This is a genomic window from Streptomyces sp. Y7 (genome assembly GCF_043195415.1).
Classification (GTDB): domain Bacteria; phylum Actinomycetota; class Actinomycetes; order Streptomycetales; family Streptomycetaceae; genus Streptomyces.
Window position 1 is genome coordinate 218,255 of record NZ_JBIDDQ010000009.1, and the last position, 21,890, is coordinate 240,144.

The window sequence follows — 21,890 nt, forward strand, 5'->3', positions numbered from 1 at the left end:
CGATCCCCGGCCCTCCTCTTGATCCGCCGTTGATTCCCCTGCTATGCCTCACTCATGACCACGTTTTCCCCGGACGCCACCGACTGGCGCATTCTCGACGTCCTCCAGCGCGAGGGCCGCGCCAGTTTCGCGGAGCTGGCGCGTGCCGTGTCCATGTCCCCGAGCGCGGTGACGGAGCGGGTACGGCGGCTGGAGGAGGCAGGCGTCATCCAGGGCTACGCCGCCGTGGTCGACCCGGACCGGCTCGGCCTGCCGATCCTGGCCTTCGTGCGCCTGCGCTACCCGAACGGCAACTACAAGCCCTTCCACGACCTGGTCGCCACCACTCCGGAGATCCTGGAGGCCCACCACGTCACGGGCGACGACTGCTTCGTCATCAAGGTCGCGGCCCGCTCGATGCGGCACCTGGAGGAGGTGTCCGGCAAGATCGGCACACTGGGCTCGGTCACGACGAGCGTGGTGTATTCATCACCTCTGCCGCGGCGCCCGCTCGGTCAGTGACCCCGCTGCCGCACCACCGACCCCGACCTCCCCTTCACGACCTCCAGCTGTGCGTGGATCCGCCGCCTCAGGTCGGCGACGTGGCTGACGATGCCGACGCTGCGGTCGCGCTCGCGGAGTGAGTCGAGGACGTCGAGGACCTCGTCGAGGGTCTGGTCGTCGAGGCTGCCGAAGCCCTCGTCGATGAAGAGGGTGTCGAGGCGGACGCCGCCCGCCTCGTCGGTGACGACGTCCGCGAGGCCGAGGGCGAGGGCGAGGGAGGCGAAGAAGGTCTCGCCGCCGGAGAGAGTCGCCGTGTCACGCTCACGGCCGGTCCAGGCGTCGACGACATGCAGTCCGAGGCCGCTGCGGCCGCGGCCCGTGCGGTCGTCGGAGTGGACGAGGGTGTAGCGGCCGGACGACATCCGCTGCAGCCGTACGGTCGCGGCGGCGGCGACCTGTTCGAGGCGGGCCGCCAGCACGTACGACTCCAGACGCATCTTGCGTTCGTTGTCCGCCGAGGTGCCCGCGGTGAGCGCGGCGAGGCGGGCGACGCGGTCGTACTCCGTGCGCAGCGGGGCGAGTTGGCGTACGGCGGTGGCCGCGCGGGTGGAGAGCCGGTCGAGTTCGGTGCAGCGGCGGGCTGCCGCGTCGCGCGTGGAGGCGGCGTCGCGGGTGCGCCGGACGGCGGCCGAAGCCGCGTGCTCGGCGGCCGTGAGGTCGGCGGGCGGCTGCTGGGCGGCGTTCGCCGTGTCGGCCTCGGCGAGCACCGCGCGGACGGCGGCCTCCTCGGACTGCCGGGCGTCCAGGCGTCGTTGCAGATCACGGTGCGCGGTGTCGTCGAGGAGCGCGGCCGCCGCGGCCTGCGGGGTGTCGAAGCCGGCGCGGAAGGCGGCGTCGGCCAGGCGGGCGTCGGCGTCCTTGAGGCGCTGGGCGGTGTCCTCGGCGGCGCGAGCGGTGTCGGCGGCGTCGGTGAGCAGGGCGACCTGGCGCTCCAGTTGCGTGGCGCGCGCGGCGACGCTGTCGGCGGTGCCGCGCGCCTCGGCCAACTCCGTTTCCAGCGCCGCCTTCTCGCGGTCCAGCCGCTCCCGGTGGCCGACCCGCGCGGCGGCCCGGACCTCCGCCTGCTGGTGGGCGGCGGTGCGCTGCTCGTGCTCCGCCTCGGCCCGCCGCAGCTCCTCGTGGGCGGAGTGCAGCACGGAGGCGTCCCTGCGGGCCTGCGTGTACTGCTGCTCCAACTCGTCCGCCGCCTGGGCGAGTCGACTTGTCGGCATGTCGCCGGCCTCGGCGGTGGCCGCGGCCAGGGCTTCCCGGACGACGCCCAGGCGCCGTTCGGCCTCGTCGTGTCGTTCCTCCGCCTGCTGGTGGACGGCCTGGGCGCGCTCCTCCGCCTCCCGGTCGACGTGTCCGGCGTCCTTGCGGGCCGGGGCGGGGTGGTCGACGGCTCCGCAGACGGCGCAGGGTTCGCCGTCCTGGAGCTGCGCGGCGAGTTCGGCGGCGATGCCGTTCAGGCGCTGTTCCTTGATGTCCAGCCAGTGTGCCTTGGCCTTGAGCGCCTGCTCCTGGGTGTCGGCCGCGTGCCGGGCGGCCGTGTCCGTGTCGCCGGCCAGCTGGTCGCGCATCCGCGCGGCGGCGAGCCGCTGCCGCGCGGGCTCGCGCTGGACGGCCAGCTGGTCGGCGCGGTGCGCTGCGTCCTGCGCGGACTCGATACGGGTCTGGAGGGCGGCCCGGGTCTCCTCCCACTGGGCGAGCCAGGACTCGGCGTCCAGCCGTACGTCGTCGTCGGCCCGCTCCTGGCGGTCCAACTGCGCGCGTTCGTCGATGAGTTCGGCCAACCGGCGTTCGCCGCGGCGGGCCGATTCGAGCCCGCCCAGTTCCTCGGCGACGCGGCGCGCGGCGGACGCGAGCCCGGCGGCACCGGCTTCGAGCAGCGAACCGTCGTCCGCGCTCCCGCCTGCCGGAAAGGCGCCCCCGAGCAGCGCACGCGCGCGTGCCTGTGCCGTGGCGGCCTGCCGGTGCTCCGCGTCGGCCGACTCCCGCAGCTCCAGTGCGGGCGCGACCAGTTCGGCCTTGCGGGAGCGCTCCATGCGCGCCTGCGCCTCACGGTGCGCGTCGGCCCGCTCGTCCAGCAGCCGGGCCCGCTCCCGCGCCTCGGCGAACCTCCGCTGCAACCGGGCCACTTCGCGTACGTCACCCAGGGCGCGGTCGGCGGCGGCCTGCGCCGACTCGGCGGCCAAAAGGCCGCAGTGGGCCACGGTGAGCTGTTCGCGCGCGGTGCTGCGGGCGACGGCCGCGGCGCCGAGGACGGTCTCGGCGAGACCGGGCTCGCCCGGCGTGAGGTCGGGCAACCGCATCGCGTCGCCGGCCGCCTGCTGCATGCGGTGCGCGTCGGCCAGCAGCGCGGCGTCGCCCTCTCGCACCTGCGCCTCGGCGGCCCGTCGCCGCTCGGCGAGCCGCTTCTCGACCTCGGCGAACCGCCGCGTGTCGAAGAGGCGGCCCAGCAGCTTGCCACGGGCTTCGGCGTCCGCGCGCAGGAAGCGGGCGAAGTCGCCCTGCGGCAGCAGCACGACTTGGCAGAACTGCTCACGGCTCATGCCGAGCAGCTGGGTGATCTCCTCGCCGATCTCCTGGTGCGAGCGGCTGAGGTCCTTCCAGGACCCGGCCTGCGCGTCGTACGCGCGCAGCCAGGTCTGCGCCTTGTCGAGCGTGGTGCCCGAGCCGCGCTTCTTCGGGCGTTCCCAGGGCGGCTGCCGGGTGACCTCCAGCCGGCGTCCGGCGACGGTCAGTTCGAGACGGACCTCGGTGCGGGTGCCGGCCGCGGCGTGGTCGCTGCGCAGGGTCATGCCCTGGCCGCTCTGCCGGGCGCCGGGCACGGAGCCGTAGAGGGCGTAGCAGACGGCGTCCAGGACGGAGGTCTTGCCGGCGCCGGTGGGGCCGTGGAGCAGGAAGAGCCCGGCGAGCGACAGCGCGTCGAAGTCGACGGTCTGTGAGCCGCCGAACGGTCCGAACGCCGTCATGTCGAGGCGGTGCAGCCTCATCGCGCCACCTCCCGAACAGCCTCGTCCGCCCGCACCGCGTCGAACGCGTCCCGCAGGACGTCCTGTTCGTGCTCGTCGGGTCCGGCGCCGCGCACATGCGCCACGAAGTCCTGCGCGATCTCCTGGTCGGTCCGGTCCGCGAGCCGCTGCGCATAGGAGACGTCGGGGTCCTCCGGTGCCCGTTCGGGGGCGAAGGCGAGGCTGAGCGTGTGCGGGAAGCGTTCGGCGAGGCGGGCCATGGGGTCCGCCGGGCGCACCGCGTCCGTGAGCGTCGCCTCGATCCACGCCTCCTCGTGCCGGGTCAGCCCGGGATCGGCGAGCAGGTCCGCCAGCGTGCCGCGGATCCGGGCCAGGGCGCGCGGCACCGGGCAGTCGAGCCGCTCCGCCGTGACCGCTCCGTCGGCGTCCAGGTCGACGAGCCACATGCTCTTGCGGTGGTCGGCCTCCGAGAAGGAGTACGGCAGCGGCGAGCCGGAGTAGCGGACGCGCTCGGTGATGGTCTGGCAGCCGTGCAGATGACCCAGCGCCGCGTAGTCGACGCCGTCGAAGACGCCGGCGGGCACCGCTGCCACTCCGCCGACGGTGATGTCCCGTTCGCTGTCGCTGGCCTCGCCGCCGGTGACGAAGGCGTGCGCGAGGACGACCGAGCGCGTGCCCCGCGCGCGTGTGGCGAGGTCGGCCCGGACACGGTCCATGGCGGCGGCGAGGACCGCCTCGTGGCCGGGCCTGTCGACGCCGAACTCGTCCTTCACCAGGGCGGGTTCGAGATAGGGCAGGCCGTAGAAGGCCACGTCGCCGAAGTCGTCCCGGAGCACGACCGGGTTGCCGCACGCCGACGGTTCGGTCCGCAGGTGGATGCCCGCGCGGCCGATCAGGCCGGCGCCCACGCCGAGCCTGCGCGCCGAGTCGTGGTTGCCGGAGATCATCACGGTCGGCACGCCGAGGTCGGCGAGCCGGTGCAGGGCGTCGTCGAAGAGCTCGACCGCGGCGAGCGGCGGCACCGCCCGGTCGTACACGTCTCCCGACACGACCACCGCGTCGACGTCGTGCTCGCGCACGGTCGAGACGAGGTGGCCGATGAACCCGGCCTGGGCGCCGAGCATGTTGACCCGGTGGAACGCCCTGCCGAGATGCCAGTCGGAAGTGTGCAGCAGTCTCATGATCCCCGAGACTAACGGCAGGGTCTGACAGCCCGGACGGTTACTCCCGTATCGCCCCGTCATGAACGTTCCTGCACCCACCTGTCCACGGAGCGGACTTGACCCGAATATGCCGTATGACCGATACGTTACAGCCGGGATTCCCGGTCACTGCGGGACCAGTTGGTCGGCCAGGCGTCGCGCCTGGGTGAGCAGGGTGCCGTGGGCAGCCAGTGCGTCGGGGTCCTCCAGCACCCCGCCGGACAGCCTCCGCCGCAGGGCGTCCAGTGTGTGCACCATGTCGTCGACCACCTCGCGCAGCTCGTGGTCGGCGTCGCGGTCGTGACCGCCCGGCGCGAAACGGCTCCGCGGGTAGAGCCGGATGGCGCGGGCGCTGTTGCGCAGGAACAGCGCGTACGACTCGGTGACCGCAGGCCCCGGCCGCGGTTCCGGCCGTTCGCCGTCGCTGGCCTCCAGGACCGCGCGGGTGACACCGGAGGTGTGGACGGCCACGTAGTCCAGAACGGTGACCGCGTCGTCGTAGTCCGGGCCCGGGGGCGCCAGGGCACGGTTGCGGCGCCGGGGATTGACGCGCAGGCTCTCCCGGCTCCAGCCGACCGCCGAGCGGGCCTGCTCCACGAGCCGGAACAGCCGCAGCGCCCGCTCGTGCAGTTCCTCGGCCGCCACGGCGTCCCATTCGTCGGCGGTCAGCCGGTCGGCCACGGCGTCCAGGATCTCCTGCGCCTCGCGGGCCGCCTCCTCGAGCGCGACGCGGGTGCCGCGCAGATAGACCGGGGGCCGGATCAGGGCGTTGACCGCGATGCCCACCAGCGCGCCGAACACCGCCTCCGCGATGCGGGCCGCCGACCCCGTGACCGTCACCGGGGTGCTGGTCAGCACGAACAGGGCCCCCGTCGCGGCGTAGATGCCCTGGCTGCCCAGCCGCCGCCAGTTGCCGAGCAGCACCGCGACGGGCAGGACCAGGGCCATCGCCGCCATGGGGGAATCCAGCAGCAGCGCGACCCCGGTGGCGACCACCGTCCCCGTCGCGATCGCCGCCAGCTGCTGAAGCCCGTGCGCGATCGACCGGAACACGGTCGACTCCACGAGCACGATCGCCACCCATGGCGCGACGAAGGCCGTGGGGGTCTTCAGCCACCAGCCCGCGACCGCCCACGCCACACACGCGGCGAGGGCGGCCTTGCCGGCCTGCACCGCCAGATCCCGCTCGGGGCCCGGCCGTGTCCAGGCCCGCAGGGCGGGAGTGCCCGCGCCACCGAGACGGTTCCGGGCGTACAGCACCGATTCACGCATTCCTCGCATGCCCTGCCAGGTGCCACATCTGCCCGGATGAATGCGCCCGGGCCGGCGGAATCACACGTCCCCGTACGCCTCTCCGCCGAGTTCGAACCCAGCCGATCCCGCCGTCACGTCCGCCAGCCACGCCCGGAACGCCTCCACGTCGGCGTCCGGCAGCGCGATCTCGATGGTGACCGCCTCCCCGTAGTGCACGTCCCGCACCTCGCGCCCGGTCGAGCGCAGGTCGTTCTGCACCTTGCCGGCGCGCTGGTGGTCCACGGTCACGGTGGCCAGCCGGAAGCGGCGCCGGGTGATCGTGCCGAGCGTGTCCAGCGCCTCGCCGACCGCTCCGCCGTAGGCGCGGATCAGTCCGCCCGCACCGAGCTTGACGCCGCCGTAGTAGCGCGTGACGACGGCGACGACGTACCGCATGTCGCGGCGCAGCAGCATCTGCAGCATGGGGACGCCCGCCGTACCGCCCGGTTCGCCGTCGTCACTGGCCTTCTGGATCGCGGCGTCGGCGCCGATGACGTAGGCCCAGCAGTTGTGGGTGGCGTCCGCGTGCTCCTTGCGGACGGCGGCGAGGAAGTCCTGGGCCTCCTGTTCGGTGGCCGCCGGGGCGAGCGCACAGATGAAGCGTGAGCGGTTGACCTCGGTCTCGTGCTCGCCCGCGTGGGCGACCGTGCGGTACTCGTCCTGCATCCGGCCAGCCTATGCGCAGCCGCCGCGCCCGCCCGCGCGGGATGCGCGGGCCCCGCTCGGGACGCGGCGCGCGGACACGTCCCGCACTCGACGCGCGGGCACACGTGCGTGCCCGCCGACCGGTCACCCCTTCTTGCCCCGGGCCACCATCACGCCCGTCAGCAGCGCGGTGCCGGGCGCGAGGGCCCGCCAGGTGGTGCCGTGCCAGGCCAGGACGGCGATCGCCGACGTGGGGAACTTGGTGCGGACCTCGTCCAGGGTGTCGTCGAGGCCGTCACCGGCGAGTTCGAGGACGAGGTCCTCCAGGCCGGGGTTGTGGCCGATCAGCAGCAGGGTGCCGACCTCGGGCGGCGCCTCCTGGATCACCTCCAGCAGCTCGGCGACGTCCGCGGCGTACACGCGCGGGTCGTGGCGTACCGGGGGCGGCGTGCCCCATTCCGCGGAGGCCAGCTCCCAGGTCTGGCGGGTGCGTACGGCGGTGGAGCACACCGCGAGGTCCGGGAGACAGTCGGCGCCGGCGATCATCCGGCCCGCGACGGGGGCGTCCCGCCGGCCGCGCGGGCCGAGCGGCCGTTCGTGGTCGGCGACACCGTCCGGCCAGGCGGACTTGGCGTGCCGCAGGACGATCAGGCGGCGCAGCGGGCCCGCTCCGAAGTGCGCGGTCACGACAGGGCTCCCAGGTCGTGGGCGAGGTCGAGGCCGAGGAGCCGGTCGGCGTAGGCGTAGGTCTCGAAGCGGGCGCCGTCCGGCAGGTCGGGCGCGCTCTCCACCCAGCGCAGCACCCCGAGCACCCCGGGCAGGTCGAGGTCGTCCTCCCAGGCGGTGCGCAGCTCGGCCCGTACCTCGTCGGGGATGGGCCGCGACGGCTGCCGCGCCCAGCCGGCGACGGCACGGCGCCAGCGCACGAGGGTGTCCTGGGCGTCGGCGAGAGCGGCCGCGTCGAGCTGGACGGGCACGCTTCGGCGGCGCGCGAGCAGGGCCAGGCGCAGGGCGGCGGGGTCGGCGTCCCCGGGGGGTGCCTCCGAGTGCGCCGAAGCCACCGCGAGCCGTACGCCGTCGGGTGCCGCACCGCCCTCCCGTACGACGTGGATGACCTGGGCCTCGCCCAGGCCCGCGGCCGGATCCCGGCCGTCCTCGAAGGGGCGGATGCCGAGCGCCGCGGCGCCGGCCCTGAGCTCCGCCTGCTGCCGTTCGGCGTCGAGCAGCGCCCAGACCGGCGTACCGCCGAGCTCCAGGGCGCGCACGAGGAGGTCGGCGGACAGCAGCACCCGTAGGGCCGTGATGTCGAAGCCCTCGGTGTGCGCCTCGATGCGGGTCAGACCCCGGCGGGCGGGCGCGGCGTCGACGGGTTCGCCTGTTCGGGCGTCGATGATGCGCAGCACGGAGCGAGCGTAGGCGCACGCGCGGTCGTACGCAGCCATCCGGCCCGCTTTCGGTGCAGCGTGGCGGGAGTCGTCCCGGTCGGGAGTCCGCTGGTCGTGCGTGTCGTACCCGGGCATCGCCACCCCCTGCGGTGCGCACTGCCCGCACGGTACTGCGCACCGGCCCGACCGGACAGCAGTTCGGTCCACGGTGACGCGGAAACGCCGGGGAGGACCGGATCATCGCGCGGCCGGGAATCCTCGTGGCCCGTCGTCCGTTGTGGCTCACGAGATACGGACGACACGAGAACGAACGACAACGCTTCTACGAAGCGCGAGGAGGCCCGTGGTGTACGGCGACGAGGCGGCGGTCCGCAAGATCCTCACCGAGCTGGGCGACACCTGGGCGATCGTGGGCCTGTCGTCGAACCAGCGCCGTGCGGCCTACGGGGTCGCCGACGTGCTCCAGCGCTACGGCAAGCGCATCGTCCCGGTCCACCCGAAGGCCGAGACCGTCCACGGCGAGCCGGGCTACGCCTCCCTCGCGGACATCCCGTTCGAGGTGGACGTGGTCGACGTCTTCGTGAACAGCGATCTCGCGGGCGCGGTCGCCGACGAGGCGGTCACCAAGGGCGCCAAGGCGGTCTGGTTCCAGCTGGACGTCATCGACGAGGCGGCCTACGACCGCACGCGCGCGGCAGGTCTGGAGATGGTCATGGACCGCTGCCCGGCGATCGAGATACCCCGCCTCGGCTAGCCGGGCCGCCCCACGCGTCCGGTCCCGGATCCCTCCCCCGCCGGGTCGGGCGCCCGCATAATGCTCGGGTGACTTCCAGCTCCCCCCACCCCAACTCCCGCCCCGCGCAGCGCTTTCCGGTCGTCGTCGTGGGCGCCGGACCGGCCGGCCTCACCATCGGCAACATCCTGCGGGCGGCGTCCGTCGACTGTCTGGTCCTGGAGACCGAGACACGCGCGTTCATCGAGCAGCGCCCACGCGCCGGAGTGCTGGAGGAGGGAGCGGTACGCGGTCTCCAGCGGCGCGGCCTCGCCGACAATCTGCTGGCGCGGGCACAGCGGCACACCGAGTGCGAGTTCCGGTTCGACGGGGAGCGCTACCGGTTCGAGTACGCGGAGCTGACGGGGGTTCACCACTGGGTCTATCCGCAGCAGTTGCTGGTGACGGACCTGGTGCGCGAGTACGCGGACGTGCGCGGCGGAGCCATACGCTTCGGCGTCCGGGACGTGGAGCTGCACGGCCTCGACACCGACCACCCCTCGGTGTCGTACACCTGCCCCGACACCGGGCAACGGCAGGTCGTGACCTGTGACTTCGTGGCGGGCTGCGACGGTGCGCGGGGCGCCACGCGCGCGGCACTGCCCGCCGACCGTGCCCGCGTCGCCCGCAGCGACTACGGCATCGGCTGGCTGGCGCTGCTCGCGGAGGCGCCTCCGTCCTCCGACTGCGTCCTGTTCGGCATGCATCCGCGCGGGTTCGCCGGACACATGCCGCGCAGTGCCGAGGTGACCCGCTACTACCTCGAGTGCCCGCCCGGCGACGACCCGGAGAACTGGTCGGAGGACCGGGTGTGGACGGAGTTGCAGGAGCGGCTCGGAGCGAAGGGCGCGCCGCCGCTGACGGAGGGGCGGCTGATCGAGAAGCGCGTCCTCGACATGCACAACTACGTCGTCGAGCCCATGGTGTTCGGCCGCCTCTTCCTGGCCGGCGACGCCGCCCATCTGACCGCGCCCATCGCCGCCAAGGGCATGAACCTCGCCCTGCACGACGCCTTCCTGCTCGGCGACGCTCTCGTCGGCCGGCTCACGAAGGGCGACGCCACCGGTCTGGACAGCTATTCGACGGCCTGTCTGAACCGGGTGTGGGACTGCCAGGAGTTCTCCCACTGGCTCTCCGAGGTCTACCACGGCACGTCGTCGGGCGACCCGTACCGCGCGGGCACCACGCTCGCCCGGCTCCGCCGCATCTTCGACTCCCCGACGGCCGCGAGGGCCTTCGCGGAGCAGTACCTGGGCAGGCAGACAGAGGGCTGAGCCGAGAGGCCGGCAACCGGCCGCCGGGCTCAGTCGTGCGGCGGCCGATCGGTGAGCCGGTGGTCGGCGACGTTCAGCGCCTCGTCGACGAGGCGGCGCAGATGGCCGTCGCCGAGGGAGTAGATCACCCGGCGGCCCTCCTTGCGCGTGTTCACCAGACCGGCGAGCCGCAGCCGCGCCAGGTGCTGGCTGACGGCGGGGCGGGCCGCACCGCACGCCTCCGTGAGGGTCGTGACGTCCGCCTCCCCCGCCGTCAGGGCGTGCAGCAGGGTGAGCCGGGTGCGGTCGCCGAGCAGGGCGAGGAGTTCGGCGGCGAGCGCGAACTGTTCCTCGCCGGGGGTGCGCGGATGCGCATCGTGCGCGGGCTGTTCCTCGCCCGGAGTGCGCGGATGCGCATGGTGCGCAGGTGATAGGTGCATGCGTGCGCTCATACGCACATAATGGTCGGGGTGGGCGGTCCACGTCCACTCCCGCGCACCGGAAGGGGACCGCCGTGAGCGACCGGCACGAGCACGAGCACCACCACGGGCACGCACACGACGCCGCACACCCGCACGGCTCGCACCACGAGCTCGGCCATCCCAACGGCGAGCACCACGAGCTCGGCCATCCCAACGGCGAGCACCACCAGCACGGCCATCCCCATGGCACGCAAGACCCGCACGGCCACCCCCAGGACGCGCACCACCCCCACCAGCACACTCACCGCACCGATCACCACCACGCTCACCCACACTCCCCCACGGGCGGTCTCCGCCACCGCCTCACCCATCTGCTCAAGCCGCACTCCCACGAGACGGCCGACAAGCTCGACTCCGCCCTGGAGTCCTCGGCCCGTGGCATGCGGGCGCTGTGGGTGTCGCTCGCGGTGCTCGGGGTGACGGCGCTCGTTCAGGCGGTCGTGGTGGTCGCGTCGGGGTCGGTGGCGCTGCTCGGCGACACGGTGCACAACACGGCGGACGCGCTGACCGCCGTACCGCTGGGAATCGCCTTCGTGCTGGGCAGGCGCGCGGCGACGCGGCGCTTCACCTACGGCTACGGACGGGCCGAGGACCTCGCGGGCATCGCCATCGTCCTGACGATCGCCGCGTCCGCCGCCTTCGCCGCCTGGACCGCCGTTGACCGGCTGCTCGACCCGCGGCCCATGCAGCAGATCCCGGCGGTGGCCGTGGCGGCGCTCGTCGGGTTCGCGGGGAACGAGTGGGTGGCCCGGTACCGGATCCGGGTGGGCCGGGACATCGGCTCGGCGGCCCTGGTCGCGGACGGTCTGCACGCCCGTACCGACGGATTCACCTCACTGGCCGTCCTGCTGAGCGCCGCGGGTGCGGCACTGGGCCGGCAACTCGCCGACCCGATCGTCGGGTTGGCCATCACGGCCGCCATCGCGCTGGTGCTGCGGGACGCGGCGCGCGAGGTGTTCCGGCGCGTGATGGACGCCGTGGACCCGGCGCTGGTGGACACCGCCGAGCGGGCGTTGCGGGAGGTCGAGGGTGTGCGCGAGGTGGGCGAGCTGCGGCTGCGCTGGATCGGGCACCGGCTGCGCGCCGAGGTGGCGGTCGTCGTGGACGGCGAGGCGACGGTGCGCCAGGCACACGCCATCGCCGTCGAGGCCGAACACGCCCTGCTGCACGCCGTGCCCCGGCTCACCGCGGCCCTGGTGCACGCCGACCCGGCACCGGCGCCGGGCGAGGCGGATCCGCATCTGGCGCTCGCCCACCACACGGCCGCCTGACAGGTCAGACCGCGACGCCGAGCCCTTCCAGGACGACGGCGCCGGGAATCTCCGCGAACGCCTTCCCCGGCACCAGCAGCTTGCCGCGCCGGCGTCCGCTGCCGACCAGGACGTAGGGCAGGTCGAGAACGGCCGAGTCGACCAGCACCGGCCAGCTGTCGGGCAGTCCGAGCGGGGTGATGCCGCCGTACTCCATGCCGGTCTCGCCGGTCGCCGTGTCCATGGAGGCGAACGACGCCTTGCGGGCGCCGAGTTGACGCCGTACGACGCCGTTCACGTCGACCCTGGTGGTGGACAGCACCACGCAGGCGGCGAGTGTCGTCTCGCCGCCGCGCTTGCCGGCGACGACCACGCAGTTCGCGGACTGTTCGAGCAGTTCCCGGCCGTAGTGCTCGACGAAGACGGCGGTGTCGGCCCACTGCGGGTCGGTCTCGACGTAGATGATCTGGTCGGCGGGGACGCTGCCGCGCCAGTCGCGTACGGCGTCGGCGACCGGGCCGACGAGCTCGTCGAGGCAGTCGGGGGCGGCGGTGGCGTCGTCGAAGCGTCCGATGGGTGCGTCCATGGCCGCACGCTAACAAAACCGCCGATGCCGTCGGGGCGACGTCTCAGCGGGCGGGCGGCACCGAGACGGCGAGCATCCACTCCGTGGGGACGTCGCCCTGATTGCCGTAGGTGTGCGGGGCGTCGGCCTCGAAGGTGGCGCTCGCGCCTGCGGGGACGAGGTAGTCCGTGCCGTCGACGGTGAGGGTCAGTTCGCCCGCCGTGACGTGGACGATCTCGACCGTGCCCACCGGGTGCGGATCCGAGGTGCTGCTCTCGCCCGGCATCACCCGCCAGTGCCACATCTCCAGCGGACCTGGCGCCTCCGTCCCGGCGAGGAGCCTGCTGTGGCTGCCCGCGTCGGTGTGCCACAGCCGCACGACCTGGTCGGCCGGGACGATCCGCACCTTCGGCCCCTGCTCGTAGTCCAGCAGGGTGGTGATGCTGATCCCGAGCGCGTCACCGATCTTGATCACCGTGCCGAGACTGGGGTTGGTGCGGGCCTGCTCGATCTGGATGAGCATGCCGCGGCTGACACCCGCCCGGGCGGCGAGCACGTCCAGCGTGAAGCCGCGCACCGAGCGCCAGTGTTTGACGTTGCGCGCCAGGGACTGGGTCAGCAGGTCGAGGTCCGACACATTCCGTCCAACGTTGCGGAGTCCAATATTCTGGATGACAGGGTTTATCCCACTGCACTACGGTGGGGTGCACCCGATCGTGCACCGAACTGTACTGCGAGGCCACCCGTGACAGCACTCTTCGCCCTGGCCACCAGCCTCCTGTGGGGCTTGGCCGACTTCGGCGGCGGACTGCTGACCCGGCGCACCCCGGCACTGACGGTGGTGGTCGTGTCGCAGGCCATCGCGGCGGTGGTGCTCGGCGTGATCGTGGTGGCCACGGGCGCCTGGAGCGAGGCCGGTGACCAGCTCTGGTTCGCGGCGGCCGCCGGACTGGTGGGCCCCGTCGCCCTGATCTGCTTCTACAAGGCGCTCGCGCTCGGCCCGATGGGTGTCGTCTCCCCCCTCGGCACCGTCGGCGTCGCCGTCCCGGTGGGCGTGGGCCTCTTCCTCGGCGAGCGGCCGGGGCTCATGCAGGTCGCGGGCATCGCGGTCGCCGTCCTCGGGGTCGTGCTGGCGGGCGGTCCGCAGCTGCGGGGCGCGCCCGTGCAGCGGCAGGCGATCCTGCTCACGCTGGTCGCGGCCTTCGGCTTCGGCACGGTGTTCGCGCTGATCGCGGAGGCGTCCACCACCGTCACCGGCCTGTTCCTCGCCCTGTTCGTCCAGCGCGTGGTGAACGTGGGCGCGGGCGGCCTCGCCCTCTACGCCTCCTCGCGGCGCGGCGTCGCCGCCCTCCCCGAGGACGGCTTCCCCTGGCGGTCGCTGCCGGCGCTCGGCTTCGTCGGTCTCGCCGACGTCGCGGCGAACGGCACCTATGTGGTCGCCGCCCATCACGGCCCGGTGACCGTGGCCGCCGTACTCGCCTCGCTCTACCCGGTCGTGACCGCCCTGGCCGCGCGCGGGATCCTGCGGGAGCGGCTGCGCGCGGTGCAGGCGGCGGGCGCGGGGCTCGCGCTGGTGGGCACGCTGCTGCTGGCGACCGGTTGACTCAGGACTCCGCGTCCACCTCGGCGAGCCGGCCGGACGCGGTCCCGTCGAGCCCGGCCGCCGCCTTCTCGTCCAGCTCCGCCAGCTTCGCCACGGTCTCCTCGTCCAGCTCGGCCAGCGCCTGAAGCTGCTCCGGAGTGACCCCGTCGGGGATCGGCTGCGGCGCAGGGGTGCGCAGCGGCGGCTGCCAGCCCTCGTCGGGCGTCCAGCGCCGTACAACCCGGGCGGGCGCCCCGGCGACGACGGCGTGGTCGGGCACGATGCCGCGCACCACCGCGCCGGCCGCCACGACGACGTTCCGTCCGATCCGCGCGCCCGGGAGGATCACGGCTCCGGTGCCGATCCAGCACCCGGGGCCGATCTCGACAGGCTCCATGCGCGGCCACTGCTTGCCGATGGGCTCGTGGGGATCGTCGTAGGAGTGGTTCGTGGAGGTGACGTAGACGTACGGACCGAAGTAGCAGTCGCTGCCGATGGTGACCGTCGTGTCGGCGATGACGTGGCTGCCGCGGCCCAGCACGACGCCGTTGCCTATGCGCAGGATCGGCTCGGGGCCGAGGTCGAGGTCCGGCATCAGACCCGCCGTCAGCGTCACCTGCTCGCCGACGATGCAGTGGGAGCCCAGATGGATCCAGGGTTCGCCGAAGACCGTGCCCAGCGGGAAGGCCAGGCGGGTGGCCTCGCCGATCGCGCCGAAGCGGAAGCGGCCGGGGTGCTCGGACGTCACCGAACCCGTGCGCTGCGCCCAGGCCCAGCCCGCGTGGACGGCGCGCTGCGCCAGTCGGCGTCGCCAGGATGAGAACGTGTTCTTGCGCTTGGGCACGGGCTCACCGTACTGAGCGCGCGGCGCCCTGATGACCTCGAGGGGCTGTGATCTTCGCCCCAACGGGTGGCGTACGGTTCGTCTACGACGTCGGTGACAGGAGAGGGCGATGACGCGGAGCGCGCTGGTCATGGGTATCGGGGGCCGGGAACCGAAGATCGACGGGGCCGCGTTCGTGGCGCCCACCTCGTCGGTGATCGGGGACGTGACCCTGGAGGCGGGCGCGAGCGTCTGGTACGGCGCCGTCGTGCGCGGTGACGTGGAGCGGATCTCCGTGGGCGCGCAGTCGAACATCCAGGACAACTGCACGCTCCACGCCGACCCCGGCTTTCCCGTGAGCATCGGGGAGCGGGTGTCGGTCGGTCACAACGCCGTGGTGCACGGGGCGACCGTCGGGGACGACTGTCTGATCGGGATGGGCGCGACCGTGCTGAACGGTGCCGTGATCGGGGCCGGCTCCTTGGTCGCCGCTCAGGCTCTGGTGCCCCAGGGGATGGAGGTGCCACCGGGGTCGCTGGTGGCGGGGGTGCCGGCGAAGGTGAAGCGGGAGCTGACCGAGGAGGAGCGTCAGGGTGTGACGCTGAACGGCACCTTGTACGCCGAGTTGGCGAAGGCTCACCGCGAAGAGCACGGGGCCTAGCCGTCGTACTGCGGCTGAGCGGGGGCCGATCGCGTGGCTACCGGCCCCCCTGTCGCGCGCGCTTCAGTCCCCGGCAGCCACGGGATCCGGCTCGTGGTGGGCCGACTGGACCTTGTTCGCCCTGCGCTTGAGGATCAGCATCGACGTCAGTCCGACGAGGACCGCCGCCACCAGGCCCAGCCACGAGAAGCGCTTCAGCCAGGACTCGGCGACCACACCCACGTAGTAGATGACCGCCGTCGTGCCGCCCGCCCAGACGATGCCGCCCAGGACGTTGGCGGTCAGGAACTTCCAGTACGGCATCCGCAGCACACCCGCGAGCGGGCCGGCGAAGATGCGCAGCAGGGCGACGAAGCGGCCGAAGAAGACGGCCCACATGCCCCACTTCTGGAAGGAGCGCTCGGCCGTCGCGATGTGGGCCTCGCTGAAGTGCCTGGGGAACTTGGAGCCCAGCCAGGCCAGCAGGGGACGTCCGCCCTTGCGGCCGATGGCGTACCCGATGGAGTCGCCGATGATCGCGCCCGCGCTGGCGCAGGCGCCGAGCACGAACGGGTCGATGTCACCGTGCTGGGAGGCCAGCAGCGCCGAGGAGACCAGGATGATCTCGCCGGGGAGCGGGATGCCCAGGCTCTCCAGGCCGATGACCAGGCCGACCAGCAGATAGATCGCCAGCGGGGGCACCGTTTCGAGCCATTCCTGGACGTGCAACGCCGCTTCCTCTCGTGTGCCGGACCCTGTGTTCCCGGCGCACGCTCCACCGTGAGCGTGCGCCGGGGCAGCCTACCTGTTCTGTGTGACGGTCTCGGCGTCCCACAGGTTGCACCGATGCTCACGGTGCACAGTGGTGCTCGCCACGTTCCCGCCGGCGGACGCGGTGCGCAGGGCCAGCACACGGCCGGGCTGCGCGGGCATCGCGGGCTGTCCCGCAGCGCGCGGCACTCCGTCGCGCACGAAGGAGCCCCAGTACCGGACCATCTGCCGGGCGAGCGTCCGCTGCTCGGCGTCGAGCGGCGTGAGCAGGCCGAAGTGCTTGAAGAGGTACTGCACCTCGTTCACATGGGTCGCGCCGAAGTCGAAGTCGGTGCCGAGGTCGCGCAGCGAGGCGAAGGGCGGCGAGGTGCGGTCGGCGAACTCGTACGCGTAGACCTTGCCGCGGCCGGCGAGGGTTCCGTCGAGCCGGAGCGCCGGGCAGGCGAAGAGCTGGTCGCCCTGGGCGGTGGCGTAGGCGATGGTAGGCGAGGGGTGGGCGGAGAGCGGGTAGGCCGCGAGGGCCTCGTCGCCGTAGTCGGCGCGCATGACGCCCGGGTACTGGTCGGCGGTGAGCGGGGTGCCGTTCAGGTCGAACCGGCCGAAGGCGAACAGCCGGCCCTCGTCCTGGTTGGCTCCGTTCATCACCGGCACACCGGCTGCGGCTCCTCGCGCGAACGCCTCCTTCGGCTGGCGCGGCAGGAAGGCTCCGCCGACCACCGGAGCCCAGTCGAACCCGTTCTGCGCGGCCAGGATCTCGGCGGCCGGCTTCGCGCGCAGACACGCCAGGTCGGCGCAGCCGAGCTTCTCGGCGAAGGCGGCACCCTGCGTCACGGCCGTCCCGTGGGTGCGGGCGCCGCAGTCGCCGTACGCGCCGCTCTGGATGATCCCGGCGCGGAAGAGACCCTTCGCCGTCGGTGAGGCGAGCTGGGTGCAGACCGAGCGGCCGCCCGCCGACTCGCCCGCGACCGTCACCCGGCCCGGGTCTCCGCCGAAGCGTGCGGCGTTGGCCCTCACCCAGCGCAGCGCGGTCTGCTGGTCGAGCATGCCGAAGTTGCCCGAGACCCCGTCGCGGGCCTCGTCGTCGAGGCCGGCCGTGGCGAGGAAGCCCATGGCGCCGAGGCGGTAGTTGACGGTCACGACGACGGTGCCGGTCTGCCGCGCGAAGGTGTCGGGGACGACGTCCTGCCCCGCTCCGGCGGTGAGCCCTCCGCCGTGGAACCAGACCAGGACCGCGCGGCGGGCGGCGCCCTCGGGGACGTACACGTTGAGGTCGAGACAGTCCTCGGTGTGGCTGGGCTGTTCGTAGCCGGGGTCCCAACTCGCGTTCTGCACACATGTGTTGCCGAAGTCGCCCGCGCCGCGCACGCCTTGCCAGGGCCGCACCGGACGCGGCTCCCGCCAGCGGAGTGCGCCGACGGGCGGCTGCGCGTAGGGGATGCCGAGGAACTGCCGCCCCTCCGCGGTGCTCTCGCCCCGCACCCAGCCGGCGTCGGTACGGACGAGGGGAGGCCCGGCGGCCTGCGCCGGCACGGGCGTGACGAGCGCGGCCGCGAGGGCCATCAGTGCGACGGACATACGACGTATCACCGTTCCACCTCCGCTTGGTGAGCATGGGACTGCACTGGCGCGGCGGGAAAACTATGAAGCCTGGTGACTCGTGTCAATGATGTGAACGAGAAACGGCCGAATGGCGTCAGGAAACGCCGGCAGGGCCACCCCGGCGGGGTGGACGAAGGCAGGGCCACCCCGGCGGAATGGACGAAGGCGGGGCCACCCCGGCGGGGTGGACGAAGGCAGGGCCACCCCGGCGGAATGGACGAAGGCGGGGCCACCCCGGCGGAGTGGCCCCTGGTGCCGTCTCCCCTTAGGGGAGTGGAGAGTTGAGCGTCGTCGCGGCGGTGCCGACGACCGTGGACGCTGTGTCCGTCACCTGGGCGGGGAGGGCCTCGACGGAGTCGGGGGCGTTGGGGGCGTCGGCGGAGTCGGGGGCGTCGGGGGCGGCCTCGTCGCCGGATTCGGCCTGGACGTACCGCGTCTCGTAGCGCGTCGGCGGGGGCTCAGCCGGCCGGCGCGGCCCGCCTTGCGATGGCTCGGCGCCATGCGGTTCGGGGACGGCGTCGCGCGGCTCGGGGACGGCGTCGTGCGGTTCGGGGACGGCGTCGTGCGGGGATCCCCGGTCGGGTTCGAGGGGCGCGGTGTGGTGATCCTCCTTCCGGCCTCGCTCCTCGTCGCCGTTCCGCCCGGGCGCCTTGCCTCGCGCCGCCTCTCCTCCGGGATCCGCCGCGCCGCCGTCGAGCATCCAGCGCTGGGCCGCGGAGCCGTCGCGTTCGGCGACGACCACGCTGCCGCCCTTGCCGCCGGCGACCGCCGGTCGCTCGGCCCGGCGCACCAGCAACTCGCCGTGGACCGTGAGGTCGTAGCGCGTCTCACCGGCGTGGGCGAGGCAGTTCACCAGGACGACGACGCCTTCGTCGGGGTCGGAGTCGAGGCAGAGGGTGGGGTCGACGGCGCTGCGCAGGCCGCCGTCGGCCCCGTACGACCACTGCTGGGAGGCGGCGGCCGAGCACTCCGCCAGTTCGGCCCGGGCTCCGGTGCGGACCTGGCCGGCGCGGAGGTCGAGGCACAGTCCGGCGCCGAGGTTGCGAAGCCTGCCCTGGGCGATCCGGACGGGGTCCTCGGCCGAGGCGGCGGACGAGGTGCCGCCGAAGGACGGCTCGGCCGACCCGCCCGGGTCGACGGTCCTGCCGCTGGCCACGCCCCAGGTCGCGTGGGCGTCGGGCACGCCGTTCTCGTCGGACCAGCCTTTGGCGGTGAGCACGGTCACGAGCAGGGCGAGGGAGGTCAGACCGACGCCCACGGCGACGGCCTTGCCGCGTACGCGGGGCGGGGCGAGCCGTTCCGGGCGGTGGCGCCCGCCTCGTCGGCGGCGGTCGCACGCGGTGAGTGCGGCGCCGCCCCGCGCGGGCCGGGAGTCGAGATAGCGGCGGGCGCCCCAGCCGAGCACGGTCTCGGCGAGCAGCACTTCGAGGCCGCCCTCGAAATGGCTGAGCTGTTCGGCGGCGTGCCGGCAGTAGCGGCACTCCATCAGATGGTGCTGGACATCGGGCAGCAGGGCGCCGCCGCGGCGAATGGGGACGTCGAGGAGGCGGTTGTAGTAGCGGCATTCCCGGCTGGGCGCGAGTTCGCCGTGGGCGCGGACGCAACCCCTGCGGAATTGTTCGCGCACTGCTTCCAGCGCTGCCGACGCGGTGGGTGTGTCCACCCCCAGCAGACCGGCGGGTATGGTTATCGGTTCCGCTTCGACCTCGGTATGCCACAGAAGGCATTGCGAAGCGCCCGAAAGGGACCGGAAGGCGCGTTCGGCGATGTGCCGCCTTTCGGGCGTCGTGGGCCGGGCGGCTCGTAGCCCGCGCCCGCCGGTCGGTTTGCCGAGTTCCGGCAGCAGGGCCGAAATTGCGTCGTCGGCCGCCCACTCCTTCACCATGTCCCGCACGGCGACGAGGAGTTGGGGGCGCAGCGCGCCGGAGGCCGGTCGGCGCACCACGCGCTGGAACGCCGCGGCGGCCACCATGGCGGCCGAACTCTCCGTGGTGGCCAGGCAGATGGCCGCGTAGTCGTGGGTGGCACGCCAGTGCCGCGCCATGAGCAGCGCGACGGCGCGAGGGCCGGAACCGTCCTCGCCCAGGCCCGCGACGAGATCGCGGTCGGACTCACCGGGACTCGTCCCGGGCCGTGGCGGGTACGGCGGTCGTGGGGGGTAAGGGGATTGCACTGAACCATTTCCTTCCCAGCCGCAGGACGGCACGGGGAATGCGCGTCCTTCGGAAAAGCAGGCGCCTGATTGGTGCATACCTAGGCCAGGTCACCAGCGGACCGGCTATCGGGGGCGCTCACTTTCGCACAAGCGACCTACAGGAAACAAGAAGTTCGAGTGACCGTCGGTCAAGAGGCAGGCTATTCCCATAAGTTACCGCCGGTATCCGCACCGGCTTTCGAAAATGGCGCCGGCTCGGACGTCAAGTTGTGTGCACCAAAAGAACATCGGTCCACACAATCTTCAACTCCGCATGCCGCACAGCAAGCTCCGAGGTTTCTCTCGGCGTGCTCTCATCCCGGTGCAGCAGCATGGGCGGCATGATCGTCCCCCACACGACACCCGCCCTCGATTCGCCCCGCACGGTCCACACGCCCCGCACGGTCCGCAAGGCGGTGGTCCCCGCCGCGGGCCTCGGCACGCGGTTCCTGCCCGCGACGAAGGCGACGCCCAAGGAGATGCTGCCGGTCGTCGACAAGCCGGCCATCCAGTACGTCGTGGAGGAGGCCGCGGCGGCCGGACTCGACGACGTCCTGATGATCACCGGGCGGCACAAGCGGGCCATCGAGGACCACTTCGACAACGCCTTCGAGCTGGAGCAGGCCCTCGCGGCCAAGGGCGACACCGTACGGCTGGACGCGGTGCGCGACCCGGCCCGGCTCGCCGACATCCACCACATCCGCCAGGGCGAGCCCCTCGGCCTCGGCCACGCCGTGCTGTGCGCCCGCCATCACGTCGGCGACCAGCCGTTCGCCGTCCTGCTGGGCGACGACCTCATCGACCCGCGCGAGACCCTGCTGAGCCGGATGCTCGAGGTGCGCGACCGCCGCGAGGGCAGCGTGATCGCTCTGATGGAGGTCCCGCCGGAGCAGATCCACCTCTACGGCTGCGCGGCCGTGGAACCGTCCGGCGAGGAGGGGGTGGTCCGCGTCACGGGCCTGGTGGAGAAGCCGGCGCGCGAGGACGCGCCGAGCCACTACGCCGTCATCGGCCGCTATGTCCTCGATCCGGCCGTGTTCGGCGTCCTGGAGCGCACCCCGCCCGGCCGCGGCGGCGAGATCCAGCTCACCGACGCCCTCGAGGAACTGGCCACGGCCGGCGCGGTCCACGGGGTCGTGTTCGACGGCCTGCGCTACGACACCGGCGACAAGGCCGACTACCTGCGCACGGTGGTGCGGCTGGCCTGCGAGCGGTCGGACCTGGGACCGGAGTTCACGGCCTGGCTGAAGGAGTTCGTGGCGGGCCTGGCGGACGGCGAGGCCGACCGGAAGCCGGTCGCGGCCTGAGAGAACCGCCGGACCGAGAACGACAGGGGCCCCGTGCGGGGCCCCTGCTCTTCGGCGTACTGCCGGAAACTCAGTTGTTCGGGCGCAGGGTCCAGACGACCGTCATCTCGCCGGTGACGGCGCCGTCCCCGCGCTGGATCTCGATCGTCACCGGGAACTCGGGGCGCTCCCCCGCGTCCAGCTGCGCGACGACCTCGGCGGCCGGGCGGCCCAGCGTCGCGGTGGCGGTGACGGCGCCCATGGCGAGCTTCTTGTAGGCGATGTCGGCACGGACCGCGAGGGGCACGGCGCGCGAGAGCTGGTCGCCGAACGCGGCCAGGACGATCGCGCCGCTGGCGGACTCGCCGAGCGTGAACATCGCGCCGGCGTGCGGCCCGCCCACGTGGTTGTGGTAGTCGCTCTGGTCCGGCAGAGCCACGACGGCCTTGTCCGGCGAGGTCTCCAGGAACTGGAGGTTCAGGGTCCGGGCCATGGGCACGGTGGCGGCGAGCATCTCGCCGATGGACATCTGGTCTGCGCTCATGCGGGCCATGTTACCCATGAGTAGGAATTTGGGAACAGGCTGAGCACGATGTGATGAGCGTCGTATCCGCGGCGGGCCCCGCGGAGCCGGGCGGACCCGCGCGGACA

The 21,890-nt window shown here is 73.1% G+C and carries 21 protein-coding genes; 7 read left to right on the plus strand and 14 right to left on the minus strand.

The annotated features are described in order from the left end of the window. The first annotated feature begins 54 nt into the window (after nucleotides 1–54). Nucleotides 55–501 carry an Lrp/AsnC family transcriptional regulator gene (locus ACGFW6_RS23950; protein ID WP_125527225.1) on the plus strand — a complete coding sequence of 149 codons (447 nt, stop codon included), beginning with the start codon at nucleotides 55–57 and terminating at the stop codon, nucleotides 499–501. On the opposite strand, the gene ACGFW6_RS23955 is transcribed toward ACGFW6_RS23950, so the two are convergent. The 6 genes from ACGFW6_RS23955 to ACGFW6_RS23980 form a co-directional block, all read right to left on the minus strand. Then, the gene (locus ACGFW6_RS23955; protein ID WP_393513314.1) at nucleotides 495–3,518 is read right to left on the minus strand and encodes an AAA family ATPase; all 3,024 of its coding nucleotides are present in this window, start codon (nucleotides 3,516–3,518) and stop codon (nucleotides 495–497) included. The two genes, ACGFW6_RS23950 and ACGFW6_RS23955, sit on opposite strands and share 7 nt — an antisense overlap. Further along, complete coding sequence (locus ACGFW6_RS23960) at nucleotides 3,515–4,678, minus strand: exonuclease SbcCD subunit D (protein ID WP_393513316.1); 1,164 nt, start codon at nucleotides 4,676–4,678, stop codon at nucleotides 3,515–3,517. Before ACGFW6_RS23960 ends, ACGFW6_RS23955 begins: the two co-directional genes overlap by 4 nt. Nucleotides 4,679–4,825: 147 nt before the next feature. Next, complete coding sequence (locus ACGFW6_RS23965; protein WP_393513319.1) at nucleotides 4,826–5,971, minus strand: aromatic acid exporter family protein; 1,146 nt, start codon at nucleotides 5,969–5,971, stop codon at nucleotides 4,826–4,828. A 60-nt stretch (nucleotides 5,972–6,031) separates the two neighbouring features. Then, a complete protein-coding gene (locus ACGFW6_RS23970) occupies nucleotides 6,032–6,658 on the minus strand; it encodes a YigZ family protein (RefSeq protein ID WP_393513322.1) in 627 nt (208 codons plus the stop codon). Nucleotides 6,659–6,781: 123 nt separating this feature from the next. After that, nucleotides 6,782–7,324, minus strand: coding sequence for a SixA phosphatase family protein (locus ACGFW6_RS23975; RefSeq protein ID WP_393513325.1), 543 nt, complete (start codon nucleotides 7,322–7,324; stop codon nucleotides 6,782–6,784). Beyond that, the gene (locus tag ACGFW6_RS23980; RefSeq protein WP_393513625.1) at nucleotides 7,321–8,079 is read right to left on the minus strand and encodes a hypothetical protein; all 759 of its coding nucleotides are present in this window, start codon (nucleotides 8,077–8,079) and stop codon (nucleotides 7,321–7,323) included. The genes ACGFW6_RS23975 and ACGFW6_RS23980 overlap by 4 nt, the downstream gene beginning before the upstream one ends. Nucleotides 8,080–8,368: 289 nt before the next feature. On the opposite strand from ACGFW6_RS23980, the gene ACGFW6_RS23985 reads away from it, so the two are divergent. Together ACGFW6_RS23985 and ACGFW6_RS23990 are read left to right on the plus strand one after the other, a co-directional pair. Next, nucleotides 8,369–8,776 (plus strand): CoA-binding protein, encoded by a 408-nt coding sequence (locus tag ACGFW6_RS23985; protein WP_393513628.1) that lies wholly within the window; start codon nucleotides 8,369–8,371, stop codon nucleotides 8,774–8,776. A 68-nt stretch (nucleotides 8,777–8,844) separates the two neighbouring features. Then, nucleotides 8,845–10,068: a 4-hydroxybenzoate 3-monooxygenase gene (locus ACGFW6_RS23990; protein ID WP_393513328.1), complete on the plus strand. Its 1,224-nt coding sequence runs from the start codon at nucleotides 8,845–8,847 to the stop codon at nucleotides 10,066–10,068. 29 nt (nucleotides 10,069–10,097) lie between these two features. Here the strand turns inward: ACGFW6_RS23990 and ACGFW6_RS23995 are convergent, their stop codons facing one another. Continuing rightward, nucleotides 10,098–10,499, minus strand: coding sequence for an ArsR/SmtB family transcription factor (locus ACGFW6_RS23995; RefSeq protein ID WP_393513331.1), 402 nt, complete (start codon nucleotides 10,497–10,499; stop codon nucleotides 10,098–10,100). Nucleotides 10,500–10,561: 62 nt separating this feature from the next. On the opposite strand from ACGFW6_RS23995, the gene ACGFW6_RS24000 reads away from it, so the two are divergent. After that, the gene (locus ACGFW6_RS24000) at nucleotides 10,562–11,800 is read left to right on the plus strand and encodes a cation diffusion facilitator family transporter (RefSeq protein WP_393513334.1); all 1,239 of its coding nucleotides are present in this window, start codon (nucleotides 10,562–10,564) and stop codon (nucleotides 11,798–11,800) included. 4 nt (nucleotides 11,801–11,804) lie between these two features. Here the strand turns inward: ACGFW6_RS24000 and ACGFW6_RS24005 are convergent, their stop codons facing one another. Further along, nucleotides 11,805–12,365, minus strand: a complete 561-nt coding sequence (locus ACGFW6_RS24005) for a YbaK/EbsC family protein (protein WP_393513337.1) — start codon at nucleotides 12,363–12,365, stop codon at nucleotides 11,805–11,807. Between the two features lie 43 nt (nucleotides 12,366–12,408). Beyond that, on the minus strand, nucleotides 12,409–12,981 hold the full coding sequence (locus ACGFW6_RS24010; protein ID WP_393513340.1) for a helix-turn-helix domain-containing protein: 573 nt from the start codon (nucleotides 12,979–12,981) through the stop codon (nucleotides 12,409–12,411). A gap of 108 nt (nucleotides 12,982–13,089) precedes the next feature. Here ACGFW6_RS24010 and ACGFW6_RS24015 point away from each other — a divergent pair, with 108 nt between their 5' ends. After that, nucleotides 13,090–13,947, plus strand: coding sequence for an EamA family transporter (locus tag ACGFW6_RS24015; protein WP_393513343.1), 858 nt, complete (start codon nucleotides 13,090–13,092; stop codon nucleotides 13,945–13,947). A gap of 1 nt (nucleotide 13,948) precedes the next feature. On the opposite strand, the gene ACGFW6_RS24020 is transcribed toward ACGFW6_RS24015, so the two are convergent. Next, nucleotides 13,949–14,770, minus strand: coding sequence for an acyltransferase (locus ACGFW6_RS24020; protein ID WP_393513345.1), 822 nt, complete (start codon nucleotides 14,768–14,770; stop codon nucleotides 13,949–13,951). Nucleotides 14,771–14,879: 109 nt separating this feature from the next. Between ACGFW6_RS24020 and ACGFW6_RS24025 the strand changes: the two genes are divergently transcribed. Beyond that, a complete protein-coding gene (locus tag ACGFW6_RS24025) occupies nucleotides 14,880–15,410 on the plus strand; it encodes a gamma carbonic anhydrase family protein (RefSeq protein WP_393513348.1) in 531 nt (176 codons plus the stop codon). Between the two features lie 63 nt (nucleotides 15,411–15,473). On the opposite strand, the gene ACGFW6_RS24030 is transcribed toward ACGFW6_RS24025, so the two are convergent. From ACGFW6_RS24030 to ACGFW6_RS24040, 3 genes are all read right to left on the minus strand, one after another. Further along, entirely contained in the window at nucleotides 15,474–16,118 is a 645-nt protein-coding gene (locus tag ACGFW6_RS24030; protein ID WP_393513351.1) for a DedA family protein, read from the minus strand. A gap of 72 nt (nucleotides 16,119–16,190) precedes the next feature. Continuing rightward, nucleotides 16,191–17,735, minus strand: coding sequence for a carboxylesterase/lipase family protein (locus ACGFW6_RS24035; RefSeq protein WP_393513354.1), 1,545 nt, complete (start codon nucleotides 17,733–17,735; stop codon nucleotides 16,191–16,193). 289 nt (nucleotides 17,736–18,024) lie between these two features. Further along, nucleotides 18,025–19,932, minus strand: a complete 1,908-nt coding sequence (locus ACGFW6_RS24040) for a ricin-type beta-trefoil lectin domain protein (protein ID WP_393513357.1) — start codon at nucleotides 19,930–19,932, stop codon at nucleotides 18,025–18,027. Between the two features lie 362 nt (nucleotides 19,933–20,294). Between ACGFW6_RS24040 and galU the strand changes: the two genes are divergently transcribed. Then, nucleotides 20,295–21,260 (plus strand): UTP--glucose-1-phosphate uridylyltransferase GalU, encoded by a 966-nt coding sequence (gene galU / locus ACGFW6_RS24045; RefSeq protein ID WP_393513360.1) that lies wholly within the window; start codon nucleotides 20,295–20,297, stop codon nucleotides 21,258–21,260. Between the two features lie 70 nt (nucleotides 21,261–21,330). Here the strand turns inward: galU and ACGFW6_RS24050 are convergent, their stop codons facing one another. Next, nucleotides 21,331–21,768 (minus strand): DUF4442 domain-containing protein, encoded by a 438-nt coding sequence (locus tag ACGFW6_RS24050; RefSeq protein WP_393513631.1) that lies wholly within the window; start codon nucleotides 21,766–21,768, stop codon nucleotides 21,331–21,333. Between the last annotated feature and the right edge of the window lie 122 nt (nucleotides 21,769–21,890).